Source organism: Cedecea sp. P7760 (assembly GCF_013386425.1).
In the GTDB taxonomy this organism is placed as follows: Bacteria; Pseudomonadota; Gammaproteobacteria; order Enterobacterales; family Enterobacteriaceae; genus Cedecea; species Cedecea selenatireducens.
The window spans coordinates 141,350-164,264 of record NZ_JACARU010000023.1 but is presented as its reverse complement, the minus strand read 5'-3'; the positions used below and the strand labels follow the sequence as shown (position 1 = coordinate 164,264).

Below are 22,915 nucleotides of genomic sequence, written 5' to 3'. Positions count from 1 at the left end.
CAGAGATTCTTGCACCCTAGAAATCCACATCTGGTTAAGCATGCTTAACCAATAGTTATTGTCATTTAATTAATAAATTCATTTTGCGTGTATTTTGGTTTTAACCCTAGCAATTTAGAAGTACAATTTTAAGACTAATTCACTTCCCTGCTTCCACTCGCCATTACTGGTGTATGTGAAAAAATCTTTATTAAGGTTAATGCTCATGGAGTTATGGATATTCATAGCAGCGATTTATTTGATTTATTTATTGTTTTTCAAAAAGAAAAAACGTAAGGCTGCAGCCTCGTATACCTCCACTCCTGTCAAAGCACCACCAAAAGAATGGCTCGCTGACATCAAGAAAAAAGAGGCGGTTGTGCGAAACGATGATAGTGAAGACGATAACCTTGCAACTTTTACATTGAGCGGTGGCCGGGGTGTTGAGCTTCGGGTGACAACCAATCATTACCGGAACACCTCAAAGTCAGCAGGTGCACTAGCTCGATGGGTACTTCCGGGTGAGATGATAACTGTAGCTGGTGTAGCAATTAGCGGTGGCCACATTTACGTGGGGCAACGTGTGAAGCCCTCCGGTCAGGAATCCGGCGGCTATTATGATGATGGAAGTGAGGCATCATTAATTGATGACACATGTAAGATAAAACCCACTTCTTATCTTTACGAGGACGGTTCATTAGGATACTGGCCCAGTTTTTCCTCTCTTTCCCCAGAAGCACGCGGTGCGTATGTCAGTTGGCTCGCCAGCGATAGGTCTGATCCATCGTGTCCTATCGGCTATGTTTTTATCTACCTCTACGGCCTGGAAAGAAAAGCGCTCGTAGATTCCACTGACCCAAAATTCCCTGATGCTGAGTTCCGTAATCTGTTCAATGAAGTCGCTCGGTTAAGATCGGTATTCATTGAGAACCGCTCATTCCGTGGATATTCGGCCCAATTACTCGAAGCCATGTCTATTCTGCGCCCGAACATGGGCTTAGCCACTGAGCTCGATAGCGATTCAGGTTTCAGCAACAGCATGCAATTTAAGCTGGCTCTGGCAAAAACTGTACATGAAGGAGTTCCTGTATCAGCTGAACTGGCGTTGAACTGGGTAATAAACCATACCGAGTATTCGCTGCGTACCCCGGCTCGCCGCTGTGCTAAAGAGTTTGCTGCGCTTTTCAAACGGCGTTACACCCTCAAATATGGTGAAGGGATGGTCGTTAAGGCGAATAAAACGCGCTTACGTTTAGATTACACACCTGCAAGTCCTAGTTTACGAGGCGTCCGACTTCCAGTTCCCGACCTGCCTGATCCAATTGCATTGAAGGGACCTGTCCAGAAAATTATTACTCTTGCCGACATATGTACGGATGAACTTGATGCTTACAGTCGCTACCTTGGTAGGAATGGTACGTCAGTCAATGATACTGCAGCAATTATGTTGCTGCCTTCAGAGATCGTTAATGAAAGCGCAGAAAAAATATTAAGCTCATTCAAACATTGGGCTGATGAAGCGATCCTCAATAAGGGGGGCTTCGTCTCGGTTGCTGACTATTGGTCACATATGAATTCCAACTGTCCGGCGAAGATCAATAAAAAAGAGGCCGACTTGATGCAGGCCTTTGCACAGAAGATGGGCTACAGTCTGGCACCTGACCCGTATTATCACCATGTTAAGGCGGATGTTGATGGGACACTTGTTCTATTCCCTGCCGCCGAAGGTGGACGCTTCTCACCTTCTCCTGAATTTATCTCAGCTGTAATGACGCTTAGATTAGGGGCGATGGTCGCCTTGATTGACGATTCTCTTGATCAAGCTGAACAGAAAGTGCTTGAGGATGCTATCAACAGCAACACTGGTTTCACCGATGATGAAAAGCGTTCTCTACATGCGTATTTAACGTGGCAGCTTCATACCCCAGCCAATATGACTGGAATGAAAAGCAGGATTGAGTTGATGGGGGCTGCGGAAAAAGCTGCTGTGGGTAAAGTTATCGTTAGTGTTGCCTGCTCGGATGGCACAATAGCGCCTGCCGAAATCAAACAGCTTGAGAAGATTTATTCAAGTTTGGGTCTGGATCCCTCATCTGTCTCGAGCAATATCCATCAGCATTCCGCAGCTGAACATGATCTCGTCTCGTCTGTACCAACTGATCAGCCAACGGCAGGGTTCACGCTGGATGCTAATGTACTTGCCCGCCACGAATCAGCCACGGATGATGTCCGTAAATTACTGAACACAATTTTCACCGAAGAAGAACCGGAAGAATCAGAAAGCGCTCCAGCCTCATTAACGGAGGCGGGGGGCCTTGACTCCGCACATAGCCAGCTTTATCGCAGTTTGCTGGAGAAAGAACAGTGGTCCCGGAAAGAGGCGACAGAATTGTGCGGAAATTTGAATTTGATGCTCGGCGGTGCGCTTGAGGTGATCAATGACTGGTCCTATGCGGTGGTTGATGCTCCGGTGCTGGACGATGCCGATGATGATATCTGGGTTGACCTGGAAATTGCCAAAGAATTAGAGGGATAGTGAATGTCTGTAACACGTATAAGAGTGAAAGAACGCGACGCTATTATTCAGTCACTTAAGTCAGGTGTAACGCCAAGGATAGGCATTCAGCATATCCAGGTTGGCCGCGTGAATGAGATAACTGCTCTCCATCAGGATATTGAGAGGATTGCTGACGGCGGGGCAAGCTTCAGACTTATCATCGGTGAATATGGTTCTGGTAAAACGTTCTTTCTGAGTGTTGTGCGCTCTATTGCGCTAGAGAAGAAGCTGGTGTCAGTCAGTGCTGACCTTTCTCCTGACAGACGTATTCACTCATCGGGAGGTCAGGCTCGTAATCTCTATTCTGAGCTTATGAAAAACATGTCCACCAGAAACAAGCCGGATGGTAATGCGCTACTTAGCGTTGTTGAAAGGTTCGTTACGGAGGCAAGAAAGGAAGCTGACACGGACGGATCCGAGGTTTCATCAGTTATTCATAAACGACTGGCAGCACTGTCAGATATGGTCGGCGGATATGACTTTGCGAAGGTCATTGATGCATTCTGGCGGGGGCATGAGCAGGATAACGAAACGCTAAAATCCAATGCCATTCGCTGGTTACGGGGAGAGTACACCACTAAAACTGATGCCCGTAACGATCTCGACGTTCGGACTATTATCTCAGACGCTTCATTCTATGACTCTTTGAAGCTGATGAGCCTTTTTGTCCGCCAGGCAGGCTATGCCGGTCTTTTGGTCAGCCTCGACGAAATGGTGAACCTCTTTAAACTGAATAATACGCAAGCAAGAACAGCGAACTACGAACAGATTTTGCGAATCCTGAATGACTGCCTGCAAGGCTCAGCCGAGAACATTGGTTTTATCCTCGGGGGGACGCCAGAGTTTCTTTTCGATCCGCGTAAAGGTCTTTACAGCTATGAGGCGCTCCAATCACGTCTGGCGGAAAATCGATTCGCGCAAAAAGCAGGAGTGATTGACTACTCATCCCCCACTTTGCATCTTGCCAGCCTGACCCCTGAGGAACTGTATATTTTGCTGAGAAATCTTCGCCATGTTTATGCTGGCGGAGATCCAGAGAATTATCTGGTACCAGATGAGGCACTGACTGGATTTCTGCATCACTGTAGTAAAACCATTGGAGATGCTTACTTCCGTACCCCCCGTAATACCATAAAAGGTTTTCTGGATATGCTGGCCGTGCTGGAACAAAACACAACGATGAACTGGCAAACACTCATCGAGGGTGTGGCGATTGAAGAGGACAGGCCCAGCGATATGGATGACGCCATCGCGGAGGAAAGCGATGACGACGATGGTCTTGCGAACTTCAAACTATGAGCAGTGCCTACGATAGTCTCGATCCCCGCGTCCGTAAGTGGGTTTATAAGCAGGGGTGGTCTACATTAAGGCCTCTGCAGGAGAGTTCTATCCCGGTAATTTTAGCCCGTGATCGAGACGTGCTAATCAGTGCAGGTACCGCAGCGGGTAAAACAGAGGCTTTCTTTCTTCCTGCCTGTTCGGCAGTTGCAGATCTCACTAATGGATTTGGCATAATTTATATCAGCCCGTTGAAGGCATTGATTAACGATCAGCACCGTCGTCTTGAGAGCCTTGGAGATGCATTGGAAATGCCAGTGACTCCCTGGCACGGGGATGTATCACAAAGCAAAAAGAAGAAGGCTCGGACGAACCCTGCTGGCATTTTACTGATTACACCTGAGTCACTTGAGTCTTTGCTCATAAACTCAATGGGCTGGCTCAAACAGGCGTTTTCTTCAGTCGCATACATCGTTATTGATGAGTTTCATGCTTTTATAGGCTCAGAGCGTGGTGTACAGCTGCTTTCTCTGCTCAATAGAATTGACCATGTGCTAGGACGCCAGGTAAATCCAATTCCCCGTGTTGCGTTGAGTGCCACGCTGGGGGAACTGGAGAAAGTGCCTGAACTGTTGCGCCCGGACAAACTACTCCCCTGCGTAACTGTTACAGATAGTAATAGCACGGCCAATCTTCAGGTACAGGTCAAAGGGTACCTGGAGCGCGTGATCCAAAAAGAGGAAGAACTTCAGAGTTCAGCTGAGCATGACGTTTGCGCTGACATTTTTAGACTTTGCCGTGGCGATTCTCATTTGGTCTTTGCAAACAGCCGAAAGCGCACTGAAAGCATTGCGGCAACGTTGAGCGACATGTGTGAGGAACAAATTGTACCGAATGAATTCTTTCCCCACCATGGTTCCCTTGCCAAGGAATTACGTGAGGCGCTTGAATCTCGTCTTCAGAAAGGAAATTTGCCCACAACAGCTGTTTGTACAATGACGCTCGAGTTGGGCATCGATATCGGTAAGGTTAAGTCGGTTATACAAGTTACGCCTCCGCATTCTGTTTCCAGTCTGCGTCAGCGTATGGGACGTTCTGGGCGACGTGACTCCCCATCAGTTCTAAGAATGCTAATTACAGAAAATGAGCTTACTGTGACTAGCAGTATCGTTGACCACCTACGGCTGCAGTTGGTGCAGTCGATGGCAATGATCAGGTTGATGATCTCTAAACAATGGTTTGAGCCTGCCGATTCCCAGCAGATGCATTACTCCACGCTCCTACACCAGATTCTTGCTATTACGGCACAATGGGGCGGAGTTCGTGCCGAGCAGCTCTGGTCACAACTATGCCAGACAGGGCCGTTCAGAAATGTAGATTTAAACGATTTTAAAAGTCTGCTTAAACATATGGGAACATGTGGCCTGCTCACTCAACTGGCTAGCGGCGAAATAGTTGTTGGGGCAGAGGGGGAGAAACTGACTAACCATTACACTTTTTATGCAGTGTTCAATACACCAGAAGAATTCCGTATTGTCACCGGAAACAGAACCCTTGGAACAATACCTGTGGACTCCCCACTGCTACCTGACCAGCACATCATCTTCGGTGGGCGGCGCTGGAAAGTGACAGAGATCGAGACAGAGAAAAAAGTTATCTATGTAGAGGCGACCAAAGGCGGCCAGCCGCCACAATTTAGTGGGGGAGGAATGTCTGTTCATGATGCAGTTCGTCAGGAAATGCTCGCTATCTATAGGGAAGGTGATTACCGCATAGCAATAGGTAGTAAGAGAGTTGATTATGCCGATTCTGCCGCCAGAAACCTATTTGCTGAAGGCTGTAGTAACTTTCAGCGTTATGACCTGCAAAATAAGTATTTTATTACGAGTGGGCAACACTGTTATGTAATTCCCTGGATGGGGGATAAAGTTGTGAATACGATTACAGCCTTGCTCATACGTTGTGGTTTTAAAGCAAATTCAATTGCTGGTGTTATAGAAATCGATAACTCAAGTGTAGTTTCTGTTCAGCACGCGCTTAAAGAAATGCTGTTGTCAGACTTACCATCTGCATTTGAACTTGCCAAAGATGTTCCAGAAAAGTACCTTGATAAATATGATGAGTATTTACCTGAATCCCTGCTTGCGAAAGGATTTGGGGAAAAAGCGTATGACATTGAAGGCACTCGTATTTGGTTAAAGCAACACCTTCAGTAAACTGGCTACATAATAAGGGGGGAGATGCTCCCCTAAGATTTAGGCCGATTTATGATTTCAATGTTCGCTCTTAGCTCGGAACTGCCGGAAATCGAGGTCATAAAGTCTGCTTTGAGCGAGGAGCAGACAATTCATTTGCTAAATTGTATAAGGTCCCTTGAAAAACATTCGTCTCCAAATACATATCCTGGAATTTTCAGACCGCCAGACAAATCCCATAGAGTATTAATCCAATCAATGCCAACTTCAACAATCAAGTCATTGATCGAAAATGAAACTTCGTCAGGATCCAATATCGGGGTATTTGGTTGTAATTTGCCACCGATAAATTTTATATCAAATAGCAATCGATAATCCGCTATAGCTTTGTTGAGAGCATACAGGTCTGTGCCACATAGATGAACCATGACAGAAAACATTCTATCCTGATCCTGATTAGAATGGATACCGACGTCGACTGACTTAGCTTTTTCTGGAAAGTTAGTCTTGATCTTAAAGATCATATCGACTGCACTTTGTGTGTGGATTTTTAACGTGTCTTTCAATACTTCTCTGTATTCAGTCGCCGTCAAAGCTTATGTCTCCCTGTTTTTTCTCATCACGCTGATATATAAATGGCTAAGGTTGTTAAGTTTGCCTTAATTGTAATCAGCCCTACATAATTTATCATATTTCGTCGCTGCAACTTCCGTTCCTGGCACGCTACGGATGAGCTGATGGACCTAAAGATCCGCAGTGAGCGAGAAGCGGACTGAGTTACACCGAATGTCAGGGTCACTATGATGACATTGCTCGCAGAGATGTATGCTCATCTAATGGGTGCGGGTCAGGGGAAGCCGGTCATCGGCTTGAGGGCTTCAGATGGAAACCTCGAACAAACCTAAGACCCTACGACTAATAAGAGAATAAAATTCTGAAAATTTTGGTTTTGTTATGAAATATTTTCATGTAAAGGAAATCTAGTTTTAGATAGATTTTTTTAAAAAATTTTTTGACACACTTTGAAGTAATCTTGTAAATTTATTGTTCAATATTCAATAAGTACACGTTGCTTCTGCATCAAACCATCAAAAATGTGATCGGAGGAGCTGTATGAATGTTCTCAAGAAAGGAATTATGGAAGATCAACGTTTATTGGCATCTGCAGCTCTTTTTCGTCAATTACATGAAAATAAGAAAGATATCTACGATGTTTTAGCCCAGTTTCTATGTTCAACTATAGTCATACATCAGCTATGGGAGTTTGACGTAACTAAGTGCTCTCAGAAACTAAACTCTGATTATGGGTTTGATATACCTGAAGCTGTGGTGAAATCATGTCTAAAAAATAGACTCAAGAAAAAAGAGTTGTTGGAATTTAATAATAGCAAATATTATGTGACCGAAAAATTTGATAGAAATAACACTCTAAAAGCAAGTTACGAGCAAGTAAAGGAAGAACAAGACTATATAAAAAATTTGCTCATTCAATTCGTTAAGTCATTTAGTAAGGTAGAACTTAATTCAGAGCAGATTGAAGAGCTCTTATCAGATTTTTATTCATATTTTATTCATGACAGAAAGCAGAGTGAGAACTCTGTAGTTATCAGTCAGTTTATCATTCAGAATTCAGAAAACTCTCTGTTCACCGATAAGTTAAACAAGGTTGAAGAGGGGTTGATTCTTTACGGTGGTATTTGTTATAACTCAGATTTAGTTAATGCTGAACCATGGAGGAATGATTTTCAAATAGTTCTTGATACAGAGTTACTATTTGATGCTGTAGGGTTAAATGGCGAGATTCATTATCGTATGTTTGAGGAGTTTCTGTTATTGGTCAAAGGGTTGCGAGATCGCTCAGGCAATAAATCAAAAATAGAATTAAAGTACTTTGAAGAAACTAAAAACGAAGTTGAAAGTTACTTTTATGCAGCAGAAAAGATTTTCGAGCGTAATCAACATCCAGATCCATCTAAAACTGGAATGATCAACCTACTACAGACTTGCTCTACAAAATCAGAAGTTACAATAAGAAAAATAGAGTTTTTTGAAAAACTGGGAAAAATGAAAATTTCTCTTGATGCAGGCACTGATTATTACGATAAGCCAGAATATAATATTGAAAGCACCTCTATGCTTGATAAACTAAAAAGAGAGTTTCCAGATTATGAGTTGGATAAAATTGCTGATGCTTTAAAAGTTTTCACAAAAATAAATTACAAGAGAAAAGGAAGAAGTAATATAAAGTTAGAGCAAACTGGAGCACTGCTCGTCACGGGTAAAAATATAACCAAATCCCTATCGCATTACTTTTCTACCCAGGGAGAAAGAACGATACCATTCGCTGTCACTTTAGACTATATAACTGAGAGATTATGGTTTAAGTCTCATAAAGGGTTTGCTAATGGAGTGAAATTACCTACAACTTTTGATGTGGTAGCTAGAGCACAAGTTATTCTTTCTACACAGGTGGCAGCTAAAGTCGCTGATGTATACAAAGATATGAAAGATTCTGTAGCGAGTGGCGCCATGTCAAAAGAGACTGCTGCCAACTTGGTTATAGAGTTGAGAAGCAAAAATTTACAACCGGAGGGATTTGTACCTGACCTGGTTGAGGATATCATGAGTTTTATGGATGAAGATGTAATAGAAAATGCACTTAGGACAAACTCTTTACTCGAAATTCGGGCTGAGCAAGGTATCGAAAGTGAAAAACAAGTTGAGGCTCTTCAGAAGAAACTTGAAGAAGTAAGTGCAGACAAGAATGAACTTGTCATCAAATCGAATCTAGAAAAAGCTGCAACTAAAGCTGAAGCCCAGGCCTTAGTTAGGAATGTAATAATTCAGACGCGGATCCGTGAGGGTGTGAATTTAAAGAGAAACGCCAGGTTAAAATATAAATTAATTCGTTCTGTTTATTTTATATTGTTAGCGATCATACCTGTTTCATTTATTGCATATTATCATGTCCCGTCTGACACAGTGGTTAGCGTGGCTTCATTACTATCAGGTGTTATTCCTTTACTTTGCGTTGCCGCCGTGTTTAAACCGATAAAAAAACTCACTTCGCGGATAGTTATATCTGGGTTCAAAAGAAAGATTAAAAGGAGAAATGGAATTCATCCTGTTGATAATCTTCTTCTCACTATGCGTTAAATTATTGGGGTTATGATTTTATGCTAAGGGAAGGTAGGTCTTCCCTTTCAATAAACTAAACAATCGATTTGCACATTATGCATCGTCTTGTACCCTATTAATTCATGTCAAGTAGTCCAAGTAATTCGACATCGATGATAGCAATAACGAACTTCCGCTTCTGGCACTAAGCGGGCTAAATTCGACAGATTTGACGAGTTAAGGGTATAGATGAACTATCTATACCCTTGAACGATTACTTCCCAGTTGATTTGCTTGGTTTCAGTCCTGGGGTATTGCCGGGTGTATCCTTATTATCACGCCTGCGTTGATCGGGTTTTCCTGTTGATTTCGCAATTGGTTTTGGACCAGGTTTAAGCCCCATAATCGTGCTCCTTAGCGTTGTTAGAGGTTATTCCTCAGTGTGGATATAAGTGGAGCTATAAGAATCATCAAGCTCGGATGGGCGTTGGATAATGACTACATAGAATATTATGTGAGCAATGTCAGTGTTTGACATGTAGCGACCGGTCCGATACTGACGTAGGTTGCAGATTGTTCGCGATGAGCCCTCAACAATGAGGGCCACCGCGGAGATTGTCAGGCTGATTGCGCCAATTGCCGATGTAGGACCTGGAGACTAGTTCCCGCCCCTGCCCATGCAGCAGCCGAGCCGACCACATACAGGTTTTGCTTGGCACGTGAGACGGCTACATTGATTATGTTTGGCGGGCTTGCCGCCCACTGACGCGCCCTTTGTTGACTTGCTTTCGGAGCACCCAGTAACAGGATGACCGTATCCGCTTCTCGGCCCTGGAACGTGTGGATCGTGCCAACACGATCACGGCACCACTCATCCAACTTTACGCCGAACGCCCGCAGCAGATCTGTCTCACTGTCGAGACGCCGACGCATGTTCTGCTCTACGATCTTGAATGGTGTAATGATAAATACGTCCGGATTTGTAATGCCCGATGCTGCCAGCTCTTTGAGCATTCGTACAACCGCTTCGCCCTCGTCGGGGCACCACTTCGTCTCAGCATCGCCATTGATATCCACCCAGTGAGATCTCCCCAAAGCCGAGCCGATAGATCCAGGTTTTTTAGGCCCGACAGCATGGACCATCTGCCCGGCATAGGCGATGGAGTTAGAAACATCGAACATTGGGTTCTGGCAACGCCTGTGAACGAGCAGTGGCAGCCCGACTTCTCGATCGCCTACATCCATGACGAAGGTGGATTTGAAGCGCGATGCCTGATCAGCAAGGGTCTGCGTAGATGCGGCGGGGGCAGACCATTCGATCTGGTCAATGTTGAAGAACTTGCAGATTTCGGCGTTCAGCTTTTCGGGTAGCGATACCACAGGTGGGATTTGCAACGGGTCGCCTACCACGATGGAGCGTTTTGCCCGCATGATTGCTCCAACTGCCGCTTGAGGGACGGCCTGGCCCGCTTCATCAATCAGAAGCCAGCCAATACTTTCTGGTGGCAGATCTCCGAACATCGTCCGTACTGAGGCAAACGTTGTGGATACAGTCGGCACCACCATGAAAAGGCTCGACCAAAGATCAGGGAGAAGTTCACGGTGAGCGGAAGACTGGAAGGCACCAGCCACCATGCCCGACATCAATAGCCCAAGATTGTGTTGCAAGCGGCTGGCCGAAGCATCGATGAACGTTTTATGCACAGTCAGGGCAGCGGCGAAAAGATCCTCCCGCAGGCGATGAACCTCATCGGGAAGCCATGGCGCAGTCAGGTGGATAGCCTCGTGCTCGCGCTCGAAGAATCTCTCATCAACGACCCTGTCTCCCATGCAATTTCGTGCCTCTGCCTCGGTTGCCTTCAATTTCGAGACAGCCTGACATTTGCTGGAAATTTCCTGGTCGAGTTGCTGTAACTGGGACTCAGTATTGCTCCACTCAGTCGTTGCAAGCTCCAGGGCACCGTCTGTCTCCTGCGCCCGTAAGACTGATTGCTGCAAGGTCGCCGAGAGCTTCTGCAGTGTCGATCTCCACGACTTCCAGGCCACAGTAGCGAACAAACGGGAGAAGAAACCTGGACGGCCAGCAAGATGGCTGTCGAGCATGATCTTATCCTGCTCGATCTGAGATTTTGCCTTCTCATGCTCCCGTTTGCAGGATTCAGCAGTCTGGTATGCCTCTTCGACGGCTTCATTCAGACTCGGACGACGCTGTTCCACACTTTGAAGTTCGGTGGTCGCTCCCTTGAGCGCCTGGATATCCCGTCGCATTTCTTCGATGCTGGCGATTTCGGCGTCTACCGTCTCCTTGCGTTTCAGGAAAACGGTTCGCGCTTTCTGCCACGCCGCTAAAGCGTCCACTTCGTTGGTGCTGGGCCGCTCATTGACGACCACGCTGGGCATCACGCGATCGATGATTTCGCCAGTTTGTTCGTCCTTGATCTCACGCAAGACGTTTAAGCCGCGAGCTGCTTTCAGGTAGGTAAGGAAACCGCCGTCCTCATTCCACCAGAAGCCTTGCTGGAACGCGCCTCGGTTGCTGCTCTTGCCGAGTGCTGCGGCAATCAGTCCCCAAGTTTCGATAGGGTCGGAGGGTGTGTCGCCCTCGGCTTCGAAATAGCCAGCGCGTTTGGGATTCGCAATCAGGTCGCTGATGGACCGGAAGTAGGCGATCTGTTCATGGCGACCATTGGCTTCCTTGAGAGGAAGCTCTTTACTGACGTTTTCGACCGCTTTGTTATTGGAGGAGGCTACGACGATCTCATGGCCCCTCAAGGATGCATGTAACTTGTAGAAGTGCAGGAATGCATTGGAACCGAATGCCAGCTTCTCGCCTGTTGTGGAAAAGGCATCCTGCGGTTTATTGAAGCCGCACATCGCTGTGGCCCGATCAAGAATGCACCCAACGACAATATCTCGCAGAAGAGTGGTCTTTCCAGTACCCGGTGGCCCATTGACACCGATGATACCAGGAGCATCATTCAGCTCAGCACGCGCCGCATTCACGGCAGCCTGTTGAAGCAGTACCAATGGATGGCCGCCTTTCGAAGGCCAACGGGCCTGCGGCATGAGCGACGGTGCGACGAAAGGCTCAACTGCGGAAATGGGCGATAGCACGTCGATTTTTTGGTCAGGCCTGCCAATTCCCATATAGCGGAGCAAACCGGTTCCGGCTTTGCCCGTCTCGAGCAATTTGGTTGCTTCACCGAGATCTTCAAGATAGAAGGAATTCAGTAACGAAGGTTCAGGTGGCGCCTTGGCCTTGAAATGATGAAACACCTTAATCGAGAATGTGGGAGGCTCAACCAAATGCTCGGGTACACCGAACTGAGACACAAGCCATTTATAAGCGTTAAGAATGACATCCAAATCGATCGGTATGGGTTCTCCATCCTCGTTGTGGCGGCGAACCATTCGATCCAGATGCTCGATAATGCGCGGCTCAACATTCGGCCAATTCCCTAAACTCCCAAGCTTCAGGTCGAGAGCCGGCTTAAGTGCCCAGGCAAAACTGGAAACGGCAACGCCTTTGTCCTCAAGTACATAGCCTTCTTTGTCGATCAGGATCGAGCCGATGGCCGCTTTCTTACCGTCCGGGCGTGAACGCTCCTCATCCTCGCCAAAAACCTTGACCAGCTCGTCCGTCGCCTTGTCGAGAGCGATGGCGCCGAGGACGACCTCGAAATAAAGCTTATAACTGGGCTTGCTGCGGGCATTTGGTCCCCATGGAACACCTCGCTCCAATAGAGCAACCCTGGAGCGGTCGCCGGTTGCCATATCCTCTGGACGTTTATAACCTTGAGGCGACAGTGCTTCGAGGGCTGTCCATGCTGCCAGTATTGCTCGTGCATCATTCGCCTTATCTGACGGAGAGAAAGACGGGAGTGGACCTAGATCGATTTGGTTTTTGTCGAATTGCTGTCGCATGGCAGCGTCTGGGATAGTCTTCGGTTGCAGTTGTTCTACATCTGCAGGCGCATTGTGGAACACAGCTTGAGAAGATTGTATGGACGCCGAATCGGGATGACATGTTAATGGGCTGGAAGCCGACATGGCGACCACGCTGCGGTCGCTAAGTAGAGTTAGAGATTGCTCGATTTTAGCCGTCAGCGTCCGCGCCCTGGAAGTGTTGCGAAAGGTCAGCTCGCTCAATAGCTGTTCAAGTTCACTAGCATTGTTGCGGGACTGTTCGAAAATTGCTTCCAGATCGAAGATTGATTTTTGCGCATACTGCCGTGTCGTCATTTATTTCTGCAGCTCCATATCCCTTCAGTTAAGAGATATTATGATAATTAGCTTGATGTCTAAAACTATTAACTTTTGCTGTTGGCGCAGATCCAGCTCTCGGTGGAATGCTTAGCTGACTGCTTATGTGCGAAGACGCATGCTGTGTAACTCAATATAATGCAGATTCGTTGGTGTCACTCGATGGTTGAGGGTTAGCCAGAGGCGATTACCCGTGTGATCTGCCCCCCACTAATTAACACACCCCAACCTGACCAATGTCCTCATCAGCTACATAAGGACGCCCCATGAAAAAGCGTTTACTGCCAACCAGCACATAGCCATTCTGAAGCAAGCCTCGGCAGGAACGCCGGTGGCGTTGTAAATAGACTCGTTCTGGGGCTATGGGGCATCAGCCGCAGCGTCTATAATCCGGGCAGAGGTTTGTACTGCTAAAGCCGTGGCTAATCATCTGTTGAGATAGCATAAAACCTTGCGACATCCGGGGTCCTGGTTGCCGTGAGCGACCTACATTCACAAAGGTTAATATGAAACAAATTACGTTCAGCGATCTACAAAAACAAAGCGAGCAAGCCACAAACTCTCCTCGCTTACGTGCCCATCGTAATCTCCATCCTGAATTGAGCGACCCTGTTCAGCGCCTGGCTATTGCTATGGAGCCGGGGACCTATGTTCGCCCTCACCGTCACCCGCACACGTTTGAGCTGCTGACGTCCCTTAGCGGGCGCTTTTTGGTATTGAATTTTGATGACAATGGCAACGTGACCCACCGCGTTGTGTTAGGTGAAGACTGCAAGGTGCTGGAGACGGAGGCCGGGACCTGGCATGCGGTGTTGTCGCTGGATAAAGGTGGGGTTATTTTTGAGGTAAAACATGGGGCGTACCAGCCTGTAGCTGAGCAAGATATGGCCCCATGGGCACCCGCCGAAAACGAGCCGGGAGCGGCTGAGCTGATGAAATGGTATGCCCTGGCGCAAGTGGGAGATGGCGGTTTTTCCCTGTAATATTACCGCACTCACCCATACTTTTTCCTGGCCTGGCGAAATAAACGTAAAGCCGTATAAAACGGCTTTAGCCCGTTCTTATCTCGTGTTTATAACTGTAAGTAACCTAACTGGCCATCTCCGGGAATGTGGCAAGCACAAAGCGGAGTACCTGGTCGCCAGCCAGTGACGCATAGGGCAGGCTTTCTATCACGGCAATGGGGCGTTGTTCTCCGACGGTAGCCCTGATTTCATCGAGCTTGTATTGAATGTGCGGCGCAACCAGAAAACCATCAAATGCAGGCTGGACGCTGGCAAAGTTATCCAGCCCCACGGCGCTGACCAGCAGCTGATAACCTTCCTCGTCTGCTACTTTCTGCATTTTCTTCGCCAGAGAACCGGCCGTGTTCCCGAACAAGCAACATATGAGTAACTTTTTCATGAGTATGTCCTCTTGATAACTGAGGCATACACTATTCCTGGTGGTAACCATAAAGTGTGTGTGGGTTCATGTTTGCAGACAAAACTGCCAGAGAAACCATGCTCACAGCTTGCCGTTGTTATCTCGTTGCTTTTAGGCTTCTTAAAGAAGTTTTGTCTTTGGAATATCAAATCTGGTAGTTGTACGAAATATGGACTCTCAATAGTATTGAATGAATATTAATTTAAGATAAGGGAGCTTAAGTGGCTAATAAATCTGGTCGTAAATTTAAATACGGCGATCTTCCTATAAGATCAACCACCGTCAAGGTAGTGGAAATGATGGGGGGTGCTACCGTGTCTCAGGTTGATGAATATCTAAGAAATAAATTCCCGAATTATAAAGATAACACTAATGCAAACCTTATCGTTAACACCGTTAACTGCAACCGCAGCTATTGGAGTTTCAATAAAACGGCCCGGCGCACTGACGATGTAACACATCGCCATCACCAATACGATCGGCTTTTCAAAAGAGGTAATATTTTCGAAATTTATAACCCGACAATACATGGCGTGTGGGAGCTATACGAGGATCCTCAGGGAAAATGGTGCTTCCGGGAAGTAAAGTCTGAATTTGAAGAGGCCGTAGATCGGGCATCTAAGCTAACGCCGGTCCAGCGCAGGCAGATTTTAGCGGCAGAAAGTAAAAGTCCTGAAGTTATAGAAGTGACCAGCCGTGCATTCAAGCGTAATCCATACGTTGTGGCTGAAACATTGTTCAGAGCAAATGGGACATGCCAGTCCTGCAAACGCGAAGCACCGTTTAAGAAGGCCAATGGAACACCTTATCTGGAGGTACATCACATTGAATGGCTTTCCAGAGGAGGGGAGGACTCGGTAGAGAATGCGATTGCGCTATGCCCAAACTGCCACCGGCAAGCACACTTTGGCGAACTTGAGTTGGTTAAAGTCAATGGGGCTATTAAATAACAACCCGGGTGCTTTATAATCCTGGCACCAAAAATACCTCAGGGAATTTATAATGAAGTCAGTGATTGCTGGCAGCGCCATCGTGGGTGTTGCCCTTATTGTTTCATCCTTAATTAGTTCCGGCCCGGTTTTATTCAAGAATGAAAATATTATCTCCGTCACCGGCGGTTCCGTTAAGCTGGGTAACATCTACGATGAGCACAAAGTTGTCTCGGTAAAAATGATTTTTGATGACAACGTCTCGAATCAGGAGTTTTTGGAACAGGCTAATGCGGATGATTATAAAGTCGCTTTTAAAGACAAGCTCACGGAACTGGCGAATTTAATCAATAAAGGCCGCAAAGAAGACGAGAAAACAACGGCAGAAAGCCTGACGCTGACTAAAGCAGCAAAATTAGAAATCACCACCGCAGTAAGATACCGCAGCGAATATCAGCCGGTATTTACCCTGGTGCTGGGGACTAAAATGGTCGATTTACCGGTAGGCACCCATCTGTATGGAAAATCCACTGAATCTGTTGACGCCTTCCTGAAGGAACAGCAGCCACAGTTTAACGCCGCGTTGTATCTGAAAAAGTAATTTTTTAGGATGATAAAGCCCGTTTGAAATAAAAAGCCCCCGGAGGCAGTAACTCCCGGGGGCTTCCAATCTGCCGCAAGAAACGCTTAGCCGCGGTTTTCTTCAATATAGCCGGCAAGCGTCGCCGGGGTTTTCAGCACGTTCGCCACTTCAGTTGGTGGAATGGTGCAGCCGTACACGTCCTGCACTTCCAGTACCAGATCCACCGCCAGAATAGAGTCGAGAATATCGGACTCAATCAGCTCATCGTTAAAGCCCACTTTGCGGGACAACACTTTTTCAAACAGGGCGAGAATTTCTTGTTCCATCTTTGTTTCCTGAGTCATTAATTCGTGCGAGCCTGGGTGTCCAGCAGCTTGCGGTCGATTTTGCCGTTAGGGTTCAGCGGCAAAGCGTCTTTAATAATGATTTGTGAAGGCACCATATAAGGCGGGATCACCTTCGACAGCGACGTTTTGATGGCTTCCGGCGCCAGGCCGGTGACGCAAAACGCCGCAATGCGCAGCACGCCGCCGCCGGACTTCATCAGCGGCAGCACCACGGCCTCGCTAATGCCGGACATCGCCAGCAGGCGGTTTTCAATCTCGTTGATCTCAATGCGGTAGCCGTTCAGCTTGATCTGGTTGTCGTTGCGGCCCTGGCAGTAAAGCAGCCCGTCTTCGTAGCCGAGATCGCCGGTCCGGTAGCCCCGGTATTGCTCAGTTTCGCGGTGCAGCAATTTCGCCGCGTTTTCCTGCGGCAGCCCGAGGTAACCGCGCATGACGTTTTTCCCCCAGATGATCAGCTCACCTTCCGGGGTAATTTCCATCCTCGACTCCGGCATCATGGTGCCCACCGGCAGCACGTCGTTTTCGCTGTGCAGGATCTCGTCGGTAATTTCAATCACCGTGGTGGCGATGGTCGCCTCCGTCGGGCCATAGGAATTCAGGATTTTGGCCTGCGGGAAGCGGCGGCGCAGCTGTTTTACCAGCGCCTTATTTAATACTTCGCCGATGAATACAAACACGCTTAGCTCGGGCAAATAGTCGCCGTTAAACTGCGGGGAAAGCAGTTTCTGGTAGGCAAAAGAGGGCGTGGAAACCCAGGCCGATACGCCGTTGGTTTTCAGGCGTTCAAGCCAGTTCTCAGCGGCGATGTCTTCTTTTGCATTCAGTACGATGTGCCCGCCGGTGGCGAGGTTTGCCAGCAACGGGATAAGGGAAAGGTCGAAGCTGAATACCGCGTGGTTCATCAGCACCGGCACGTCCGGCAGCGCGAAGTCCTGGCGCACCCACTGCATAAAGTGCCACAGGCTCTCGCGGCCAATCTGCACGCCCTTCGGTTTCCCGGTGCTGCCTGAAGTAAACATGATGTAGGCCAAATCTGGTTCGGCCAGCACGCTGCCCGCTTCTCCGGTCGCTACAAACTGCTTCGTGACCACATCGTAATAGTAAGGAGCGCTGGCAAGCTGGCAGATCTCTTTCAGCCGCTCCTGCGGGTAGATGCAGTCCACCGGAATGTACGGGATGTTGTGCAGCAGGCAGCTATAGATAGCCACCGCAAACTCGGCCTGCTGATGCCCGTACAAAACTACCGGCGTGCCCGCCGGCTGCTGGTGCTGCGCGTAACGCTGTGCCCAGTCGGCTGCGGCGGTAGAAAGCTGCTGCCAGGTCAGGGCGCTATCGCTGCCGCTGATGGCTAACTGGTGTGGGCGAGCGGGATCGAGTAATGCCGCTCGCAGAAAATCCTGCAGTTCATGAAGCTCGGAGTGAAGGTTCATAGAGGTGACATTCCACTAAAGATGTAGAGGGAGGCCGCGGCGCTTGCCAGCGTCAGAATTCGTCCTGAAAACGCGATAACCGGATGGCGTAACCCGTTGCTCAAAGCAGGGCTGCGTTTGGCTGACCACAGCAGCATGTTATGCGCGACGGAAATGGCGCCGAACAGCGCGCCGCTGATGACATAGTGCCGTTCAAGCCCGTTCCATGCCCCCATGCAAAAGAGCGTGCAGAAAATGCCCACGTTCTGTGCCAGAGTTTTGTTTTGACGGAAGAAATCGAGCTTCATCAGATTCATGTAAATCGGCATAAAGACCACATCGCGCAGCCATTCAGACAGGCTGATGTGGAAGCGACGCCAGAAGTCCTGCGGGTTTTTGGCCAGAATCGGCATATTGAAGTTGGCCGGAATGTTCAGGCCAAACAGACGCCCGGCGCCGATAGCCATATTGCTGTAGCCCGCAAAATCAAAATAGAGGTAGGCGCTGTAGGCCAGCGACATCACCACGCCGACGGTGAAGGTAAACGGCCGGTGGCTCCAGGACTCAATCACCAGATTGTCGAGAAGCATCGCGAATAAGAACTTCTGCACAATGCCGGTGACGATTTGCTCCACGGCCAGCAGAAACTGAGCGCGCTCAAGCCTGAACACCGGCTGGTTGATATCGTTCACCCAGGTTCTCCAGCGGTACATCGGGCCCGCGAGGATCACAAACGGCATAAACAGATAGCAGAAGTAATGCAAAAAGTTGCGGCCATCCTTTTTGCTGCGGTAGAGCAGCACGTCAATGGCGCGGAAGGTCATAAACGACAGGCCAATCATGCCCCAGTGGTTATTCAGGTGGAGTTTTACCAAAAACAGCGGCAGCAGGGTCAGGCTGACCGCCTGCCATGTCTTTAGCCAGCCTTTCTCTTTGAAGGTGACGAGAAGATAAAACGCAAAGAATACCGCTCCCGGAACAAGATAGTCGCCCTGGAAAATATATCCCCAGGCCAGCGCGGCGATGACGGAAAAAGCCGCCAGGTAGGTTAGCCGGTAATGCAATATGCGGTTAACCAGCGCAAACAGCAGCGCCGATGAAAACAGAAAGAAAAAAAATGTCCCGGAGCTATACATCATTCATCCTTCAGAATTTTTGGTATTCAAAGTGCACTTTGATATTCATGCTGTCGTCCACGGACGACCACGCAATAATGGTCACCGCCAGCAGCAGGTAAAGTACAAACAGGCGAACGGCGGTTTTCATCGTGCGAAGCTCTCAGCAATAAAGCGGTCCATGGCGACCCACGCCAGCTCGGTCGGATGCAGGCGGTCCCAGTTCCAGCCGTTTTGGTAAGGCTGGGCGTACATATCGAAATAGCGCACCTGGTTTTGCTCGAGATATGCCCTGATCTGGCGGTCGACGGGCTGGAATTTTTGGGTGTTTTTCAGCGCCCAGGGGTTAAGCGGGTCAACAATCACCACAAACTGGGCATGGCGCGACTTCAGCAACTCGATGGTGGCCTTGAAGGCTTCCATCTGGCGGTTTACCACCGGCGTTTCATACCACTCTTCCGCCGCTTTCTCGTCGTCATAAACGCTTTTGTCCATCCACAACGTCGCGGCGCTTTCCTGGCGGACCTGGTTTAACTCACGGGCGTGAGCCAGCTGCTGGTTCCAATCGGGAGCCACGTAGCTTTTAGCCGATTGCGGCCAGGGGCGGTGCGTCTCAGGCACAATACGCAGCAGCGCCAGCCAGTGGTTTTTGACCATCGTGCAGAAGTTAGCAAACTCATAATTAACTTCCTGCCAAATAATTTGCGGATGCCAGCCATATATTTTCATTTCGCCAAAGGTTAAATGGCTAATGTCCTCTCTATCAATGTGATGTAAATAATTGACGAGGTAAGGACGGGCTTTTTCATCCTCCATCAGGGGATTAAAAATAGCGGCCGGGAAATGATCGGCAAAAATGGCTGGAGGAATTGTGTCAAAATAAAAACTGTCCGGGGCAAACAACAGAACCACTTTACTGTTTGCGTTAAGGTCATTTTTAAAACGCGAAAGCAGCAGGAACTGAGTGATGTTATCCACATAACTATCCCCGTAGGCCACCACCGGCTGATGTAATTGCTTATTAAAGTAATTATATACCGCGTAATGTTCATCTTCCGAGGTCGACACTTCGGAGGCCCCGAGGAAAAATAGCGCATTGCCTTGTAATGCATGGGAAATCGTCGCTATTTTCTCTTTTTGTTCTTTCGGCGTGCCCTCCATTGATTTAATCAACGGCTGGAATGTTAGCGGCGTGGAGAAGCTCGTCACCAGGGCGGGAACGCAAAGGAGCAAGACGGCAAGCAGCGCCATCAGGATATGCAGGCAGAGTGTATTTTTGATGTTCATTATTAATGTAAGGTTACATGACTACCGTTTGTTTAAAATTTGTTATTTTTTATCAACACAACAAACCATCCCTGTGTACCGCAGCACTATATACCAGGCATCCCCCCGATGATGAGCGTTGCTGTGTAACGGTATGTACAATGAACGTAGCGGGGTAATAATAATTAGCGGCGTTATGTCAACATAAATCTGGGCAGGCTGTGGGGATTTTTACCGTCGTTTATGTCAGGTTGTCGATCTCTCCTGTATCGATTAATGACAAAGACAATCGGCGCCCGGTGGATAAGCAAAGATGAGAAAAATAACTTTTTTCACCGGCAGAGGAACTTAATTGTTTATTTATGAGTGATGTTTTTGAGTAATATTTTAAATATTGGTAAATAAAATAAATTCTTAAGGTTAATTTAATATGTTGATGCTTTGGGTGTTATTAATGGCATTGATTTTACTGGCTTTTATTTTCATGGCGTACCTGGCTACCTGTCGTGGAAGGGATAAAGAAAATAAAGCTGCATTTTATCGGCGGCTGGAGCAATATGTTTGTCCGTTCCGTTATGAGTTGCCTGAAACCTTCACCGTGAGTTAATGCCATGAGTTTGAAAATACGCAGAGCAAAACCTGAAGATGCCCCGCTTTTGGCGGCGCTGGGTAGCACCAGCTATCGCTATCACTTTGAACAGTATTGGGTTTCCGATGAGGAACTTCAGGCCTTTATTGAGCAGGAATACGCCCAGGATACGCTGGCCGAAAGCCTGGCCGATCCTACGGTCAGCTGGTTTATTGCCGAGGCTGAAAAGCCGGTCGGGTTTACCAAAATCAGCTGGAACCGCCCGGTACCGGAGCATTCTTTTGCCGGCGCTTTGCTTAACAAGCTCTATCTGGCGCCCGGCGAGACGGGTAAAAACTACGGCAGGCTGCTGTTCGAAGAAGTGCTGCAGCTGGCGCAGAAACGAGAGCAGAGTTACCTCTGGCTGGAAGTGCTGGAGGGGAACCTCGGCGCAAGGCGGTTTTACCAGGCCCAGGGTATGCGCCACTTAACCAGCGAAACGTTTTCCAGCGCCACGCAAACCAGCACCATACATATTCTGGGCAGGAGTCTTTAAACGTGATCAAATCAGGTCTTCTGTCTGCTTTTTTGATTGCCGCACTGAGCCTGCCTGCGGCGGCCATTGCCACACCGAACGTTCAGGTTGGCTTTTCGCCGGAAGGCTCGGCGCGGGCGCTTGTGCTGCAGGTTATTGCCGGGGCGAAAAAGTCTATCCGCATGATAAGTTACTCCTTCCAGGCTCCCGATATTGCTCAGGCGCTGGTGGACGCGAAAAAGCGGGGCGTTGAGGTGCGCGTAGTGGTCGATAAAAAGCGCAATCAGAACAAAGCCAGCCTGAAAGCGATGAACTTTGCCGTCGCGAACGGCGTTCAGCTGCGCATCGACGGGCATTATCACATCCAGCACGACAAAACGATCATCGTGGATGATCAAACCATTGAAACCGGTTCGTTTAATTACGCGCCTTCAGCGGAAACAGAAAACAGCGAAAACGTGGTGGTGCTCCGCGATATGCCGGACATCGCCCGCCAGTACGTTTCCCACTGGGAAAGCCGCTGGGCGCTGGGCGTGCCTTTCAAATTAATTCAATAAACTTTTCCACCCCATACCTTCACTCGTCCTTGTGAGCCCTTTAGAAAACCTGATTGATGTTTCATTTGTTATGTTATAACGTTCTTTCTTTTCGTGTAAGGGATACACAAGGGGACATTATGATCATGAGAAAATCGGCGTTTATTCTGGGCATGGGCGTGTTGCTGGCTGGGCATCAGGCGCTGGCGCACGGTCATCATCACGGCAAGCCGTTGACTGAAGTGGAACAAAAGGCGAGTGAAGGGATCTTTGACGACGTGAACGTGAAAGATCGCGCCCTGTCCGACTGGGACGGCGTCTGGCAGTCGGTCAATCCGTATCTGTTGAGCGGGGATCTGGATCCGGTGCTGGAGAAAAAAGCCAAAAAGAGTGGCAAGAGCCTGGCGGAGTACCGGGCGTATTACCAAAAGGGCTATGCGACAAACGTGGAGACGATGGGTATTGAAAATAACGTCATCGAGTTTCACGTCGGCAAAGAGGTGCAAAGCTGCCGCTACGACTACGCCGGACACAAAATCCTGACCTACACCTCGGGAAAGAAGGGCGTTCGTTATCTGTTTGAGTGCAAAGATGCGCAGTCAAAAGCGCCGAAGTTCGTCCAGTTTAGCGACCACATCATTGCCCCGCGTCAGTCGCAGCATTTCCATATCTTTATGGGGAGTGAATCACAAGATGCCTTGCTGAAAGAGATGGATAACTGGCCGACGTTTTACCCGTACAATATGACCAAAGCCCAGGTTGTCGACGAGATGCTGCATCACTAACGAAGTTAAGCGGGCGCGTCTTCGCGGC

General features: G+C 48.2%; 18 protein-coding genes. 11 read left to right on the top strand and 7 right to left on the bottom strand.

Features of this window, described 5'->3' with window-relative positions:
* Positions 1 to 205: 205 nt before the first annotated feature.
* From HX778_RS09935 to HX778_RS09925, 3 genes are read left to right on the top strand one after another with little or no spacing between them, the layout of a single operon-like run.
* On the top strand, positions 206 to 2,515 hold the full coding sequence (locus HX778_RS09935) for a TerB N-terminal domain-containing protein (RefSeq protein WP_176981889.1): 2,310 nt from the start codon (positions 206 to 208) through the stop codon (positions 2,513 to 2,515).
* Between the two features lie 3 nt (positions 2,516 to 2,518).
* Complete coding sequence (locus HX778_RS09930; RefSeq protein WP_176981888.1) at positions 2,519 to 3,835, top strand: ATP-binding protein; 1,317 nt, start codon at positions 2,519 to 2,521, stop codon at positions 3,833 to 3,835.
* Positions 3,832 to 6,030 carry a DEAD/DEAH box helicase gene (locus tag HX778_RS09925; protein ID WP_176981887.1) on the top strand — a complete coding sequence of 733 codons (2,199 nt, stop codon included), beginning with the start codon at positions 3,832 to 3,834 and terminating at the stop codon, positions 6,028 to 6,030. Before HX778_RS09930 ends, HX778_RS09925 begins: the two co-directional genes overlap by 4 nt.
* A gap of 131 nt (positions 6,031 to 6,161) precedes the next feature.
* Here HX778_RS09925 and HX778_RS09920 read toward each other — a convergent pair whose 3' ends face one another.
* The gene (locus tag HX778_RS09920) at positions 6,162 to 6,602 is read right to left on the bottom strand and encodes a DUF6389 family protein (RefSeq protein ID WP_176981886.1); all 441 of its coding nucleotides are present in this window, start codon (positions 6,600 to 6,602) and stop codon (positions 6,162 to 6,164) included.
* Between the two features lie 520 nt (positions 6,603 to 7,122).
* Between HX778_RS09920 and HX778_RS09915 the strand changes: the two genes are divergently transcribed.
* On the top strand, positions 7,123 to 9,165 hold the full coding sequence (locus HX778_RS09915; protein WP_176981885.1) for a hypothetical protein: 2,043 nt from the start codon (positions 7,123 to 7,125) through the stop codon (positions 9,163 to 9,165).
* Positions 9,166 to 9,744: 579 nt separating this feature from the next.
* On the opposite strand, the gene HX778_RS09910 is transcribed toward HX778_RS09915, so the two are convergent.
* Entirely contained in the window at positions 9,745 to 13,368 is a 3,624-nt protein-coding gene (locus tag HX778_RS09910; RefSeq protein WP_176981884.1) for an ATP-binding protein, read from the bottom strand.
* Between the two features lie 527 nt (positions 13,369 to 13,895).
* Between HX778_RS09910 and HX778_RS09905 the strand changes: the two genes are divergently transcribed.
* Positions 13,896 to 14,372 (top strand): WbuC family cupin fold metalloprotein, encoded by a 477-nt coding sequence (locus HX778_RS09905; protein ID WP_176981883.1) that lies wholly within the window; start codon positions 13,896 to 13,898, stop codon positions 14,370 to 14,372.
* Positions 14,373 to 14,478: 106 nt separating this feature from the next.
* Here the strand turns inward: HX778_RS09905 and HX778_RS09900 are convergent, their stop codons facing one another.
* The gene (locus HX778_RS09900; RefSeq protein WP_176981882.1) at positions 14,479 to 14,793 is read right to left on the bottom strand and encodes a PTS sugar transporter subunit IIB; all 315 of its coding nucleotides are present in this window, start codon (positions 14,791 to 14,793) and stop codon (positions 14,479 to 14,481) included.
* A 242-nt stretch (positions 14,794 to 15,035) separates the two neighbouring features.
* Between HX778_RS09900 and HX778_RS09895 the strand changes: the two genes are divergently transcribed.
* Positions 15,036 to 15,764, top strand: a complete 729-nt coding sequence (locus HX778_RS09895; RefSeq protein ID WP_370527380.1) for an HNH endonuclease — start codon at positions 15,036 to 15,038, stop codon at positions 15,762 to 15,764.
* A 52-nt stretch (positions 15,765 to 15,816) separates the two neighbouring features.
* Positions 15,817 to 16,344, top strand: coding sequence for a hypothetical protein (locus HX778_RS09890; RefSeq protein ID WP_176981881.1), 528 nt, complete (start codon positions 15,817 to 15,819; stop codon positions 16,342 to 16,344).
* Between the two features lie 86 nt (positions 16,345 to 16,430).
* Here HX778_RS09890 and HX778_RS09885 read toward each other — a convergent pair whose 3' ends face one another.
* The 4 genes from HX778_RS09885 to HX778_RS09870 form a co-directional block, all read right to left on the bottom strand.
* Entirely contained in the window at positions 16,431 to 16,652 is a 222-nt protein-coding gene (locus HX778_RS09885; RefSeq protein ID WP_038475264.1) for an acyl carrier protein, read from the bottom strand.
* A 17-nt stretch (positions 16,653 to 16,669) separates the two neighbouring features.
* Positions 16,670 to 18,103 carry an AMP-binding protein gene (locus tag HX778_RS09880; RefSeq protein WP_176981880.1) on the bottom strand — a complete coding sequence of 478 codons (1,434 nt, stop codon included), beginning with the start codon at positions 18,101 to 18,103 and terminating at the stop codon, positions 16,670 to 16,672.
* Positions 18,100 to 19,218, bottom strand: a complete 1,119-nt coding sequence (locus HX778_RS09875; RefSeq protein ID WP_176981908.1) for an MBOAT family O-acyltransferase — start codon at positions 19,216 to 19,218, stop codon at positions 18,100 to 18,102. The genes HX778_RS09880 and HX778_RS09875 overlap by 4 nt, the downstream gene beginning before the upstream one ends.
* A 126-nt stretch (positions 19,219 to 19,344) precedes the next feature.
* Positions 19,345 to 20,484, bottom strand: a complete 1,140-nt coding sequence (locus HX778_RS09870; protein ID WP_176981879.1) for a D-alanyl-lipoteichoic acid biosynthesis protein DltD — start codon at positions 20,482 to 20,484, stop codon at positions 19,345 to 19,347.
* A gap of 409 nt (positions 20,485 to 20,893) precedes the next feature.
* Between HX778_RS09870 and HX778_RS09865 the strand changes: the two genes are divergently transcribed.
* From HX778_RS09865 to zinT, 4 genes are all read left to right on the top strand, one after another.
* The gene (locus HX778_RS09865) at positions 20,894 to 21,070 is read left to right on the top strand and encodes a hypothetical protein (RefSeq protein WP_176981878.1); all 177 of its coding nucleotides are present in this window, start codon (positions 20,894 to 20,896) and stop codon (positions 21,068 to 21,070) included.
* Between the two features lie 4 nt (positions 21,071 to 21,074).
* Entirely contained in the window at positions 21,075 to 21,587 is a 513-nt protein-coding gene (locus tag HX778_RS09860; protein ID WP_038475255.1) for a GNAT family N-acetyltransferase, read from the top strand.
* Positions 21,588 to 21,592: 5 nt separating this feature from the next.
* Complete coding sequence (locus tag HX778_RS09855; RefSeq protein WP_370527382.1) at positions 21,593 to 22,123, top strand: phospholipase D family protein; 531 nt, start codon at positions 21,593 to 21,595, stop codon at positions 22,121 to 22,123.
* Between the two features lie 125 nt (positions 22,124 to 22,248).
* Positions 22,249 to 22,887 carry a metal-binding protein ZinT gene (zinT, locus tag HX778_RS09850; RefSeq protein ID WP_370527381.1) on the top strand — a complete coding sequence of 213 codons (639 nt, stop codon included), beginning with the start codon at positions 22,249 to 22,251 and terminating at the stop codon, positions 22,885 to 22,887.
* Positions 22,888 to 22,915: the final 28 nt, after the last annotated feature.

Bases quoted from the DNA above. Each gene is read 5' to 3' on its own strand.
- HX778_RS09860 (WP_038475255.1), top strand. From the start codon at position 21,075: ATGAGTTTGAAAATACGCAGAGCAAAACCTGAAGATGCCCCGCTTTTG.
- HX778_RS09890 (WP_176981881.1), top strand. From the start codon at position 15,817: ATGAAGTCAGTGATTGCTGGCAGCGCCATCGTGGGTGTTGCCCTTATT.
- HX778_RS09905 (WP_176981883.1), top strand. From the start codon at position 13,896: ATGAAACAAATTACGTTCAGCGATCTACAAAAACAAAGCGAGCAAGCC.
- HX778_RS09880 (WP_176981880.1), bottom strand. From the start codon at position 18,103: ATGAACCTTCACTCCGAGCTTCATGAACTGCAGGATTTTCTGCGAGCG.
- HX778_RS09915 (WP_176981885.1), top strand. From the start codon at position 7,123: ATGAATGTTCTCAAGAAAGGAATTATGGAAGATCAACGTTTATTGGCA.
- HX778_RS09875 (WP_176981908.1), bottom strand. From the start codon at position 19,218: ATGTATAGCTCCGGGACATTTTTTTTCTTTCTGTTTTCATCGGCGCTG.
- HX778_RS09900 (WP_176981882.1), bottom strand. From the start codon at position 14,793: ATGAAAAAGTTACTCATATGTTGCTTGTTCGGGAACACGGCCGGTTCT.
- HX778_RS09925 (WP_176981887.1), top strand. From the start codon at position 3,832: ATGAGCAGTGCCTACGATAGTCTCGATCCCCGCGTCCGTAAGTGGGTT.
- HX778_RS09865 (WP_176981878.1), top strand. From the start codon at position 20,894: ATGTTGATGCTTTGGGTGTTATTAATGGCATTGATTTTACTGGCTTTT.
- HX778_RS09885 (WP_038475264.1), bottom strand. From the start codon at position 16,652: ATGGAACAAGAAATTCTCGCCCTGTTTGAAAAAGTGTTGTCCCGCAAA.
- zinT (WP_370527381.1), top strand. From the start codon at position 22,249: ATGAGAAAATCGGCGTTTATTCTGGGCATGGGCGTGTTGCTGGCTGGG.
- HX778_RS09870 (WP_176981879.1), bottom strand. From the start codon at position 20,484: ATGAACATCAAAAATACACTCTGCCTGCATATCCTGATGGCGCTGCTT.
- HX778_RS09910 (WP_176981884.1), bottom strand. From the start codon at position 13,368: ATGACGACACGGCAGTATGCGCAAAAATCAATCTTCGATCTGGAAGCA.
- HX778_RS09935 (WP_176981889.1), top strand. From the start codon at position 206: ATGGAGTTATGGATATTCATAGCAGCGATTTATTTGATTTATTTATTG.
- HX778_RS09930 (WP_176981888.1), top strand. From the start codon at position 2,519: ATGTCTGTAACACGTATAAGAGTGAAAGAACGCGACGCTATTATTCAG.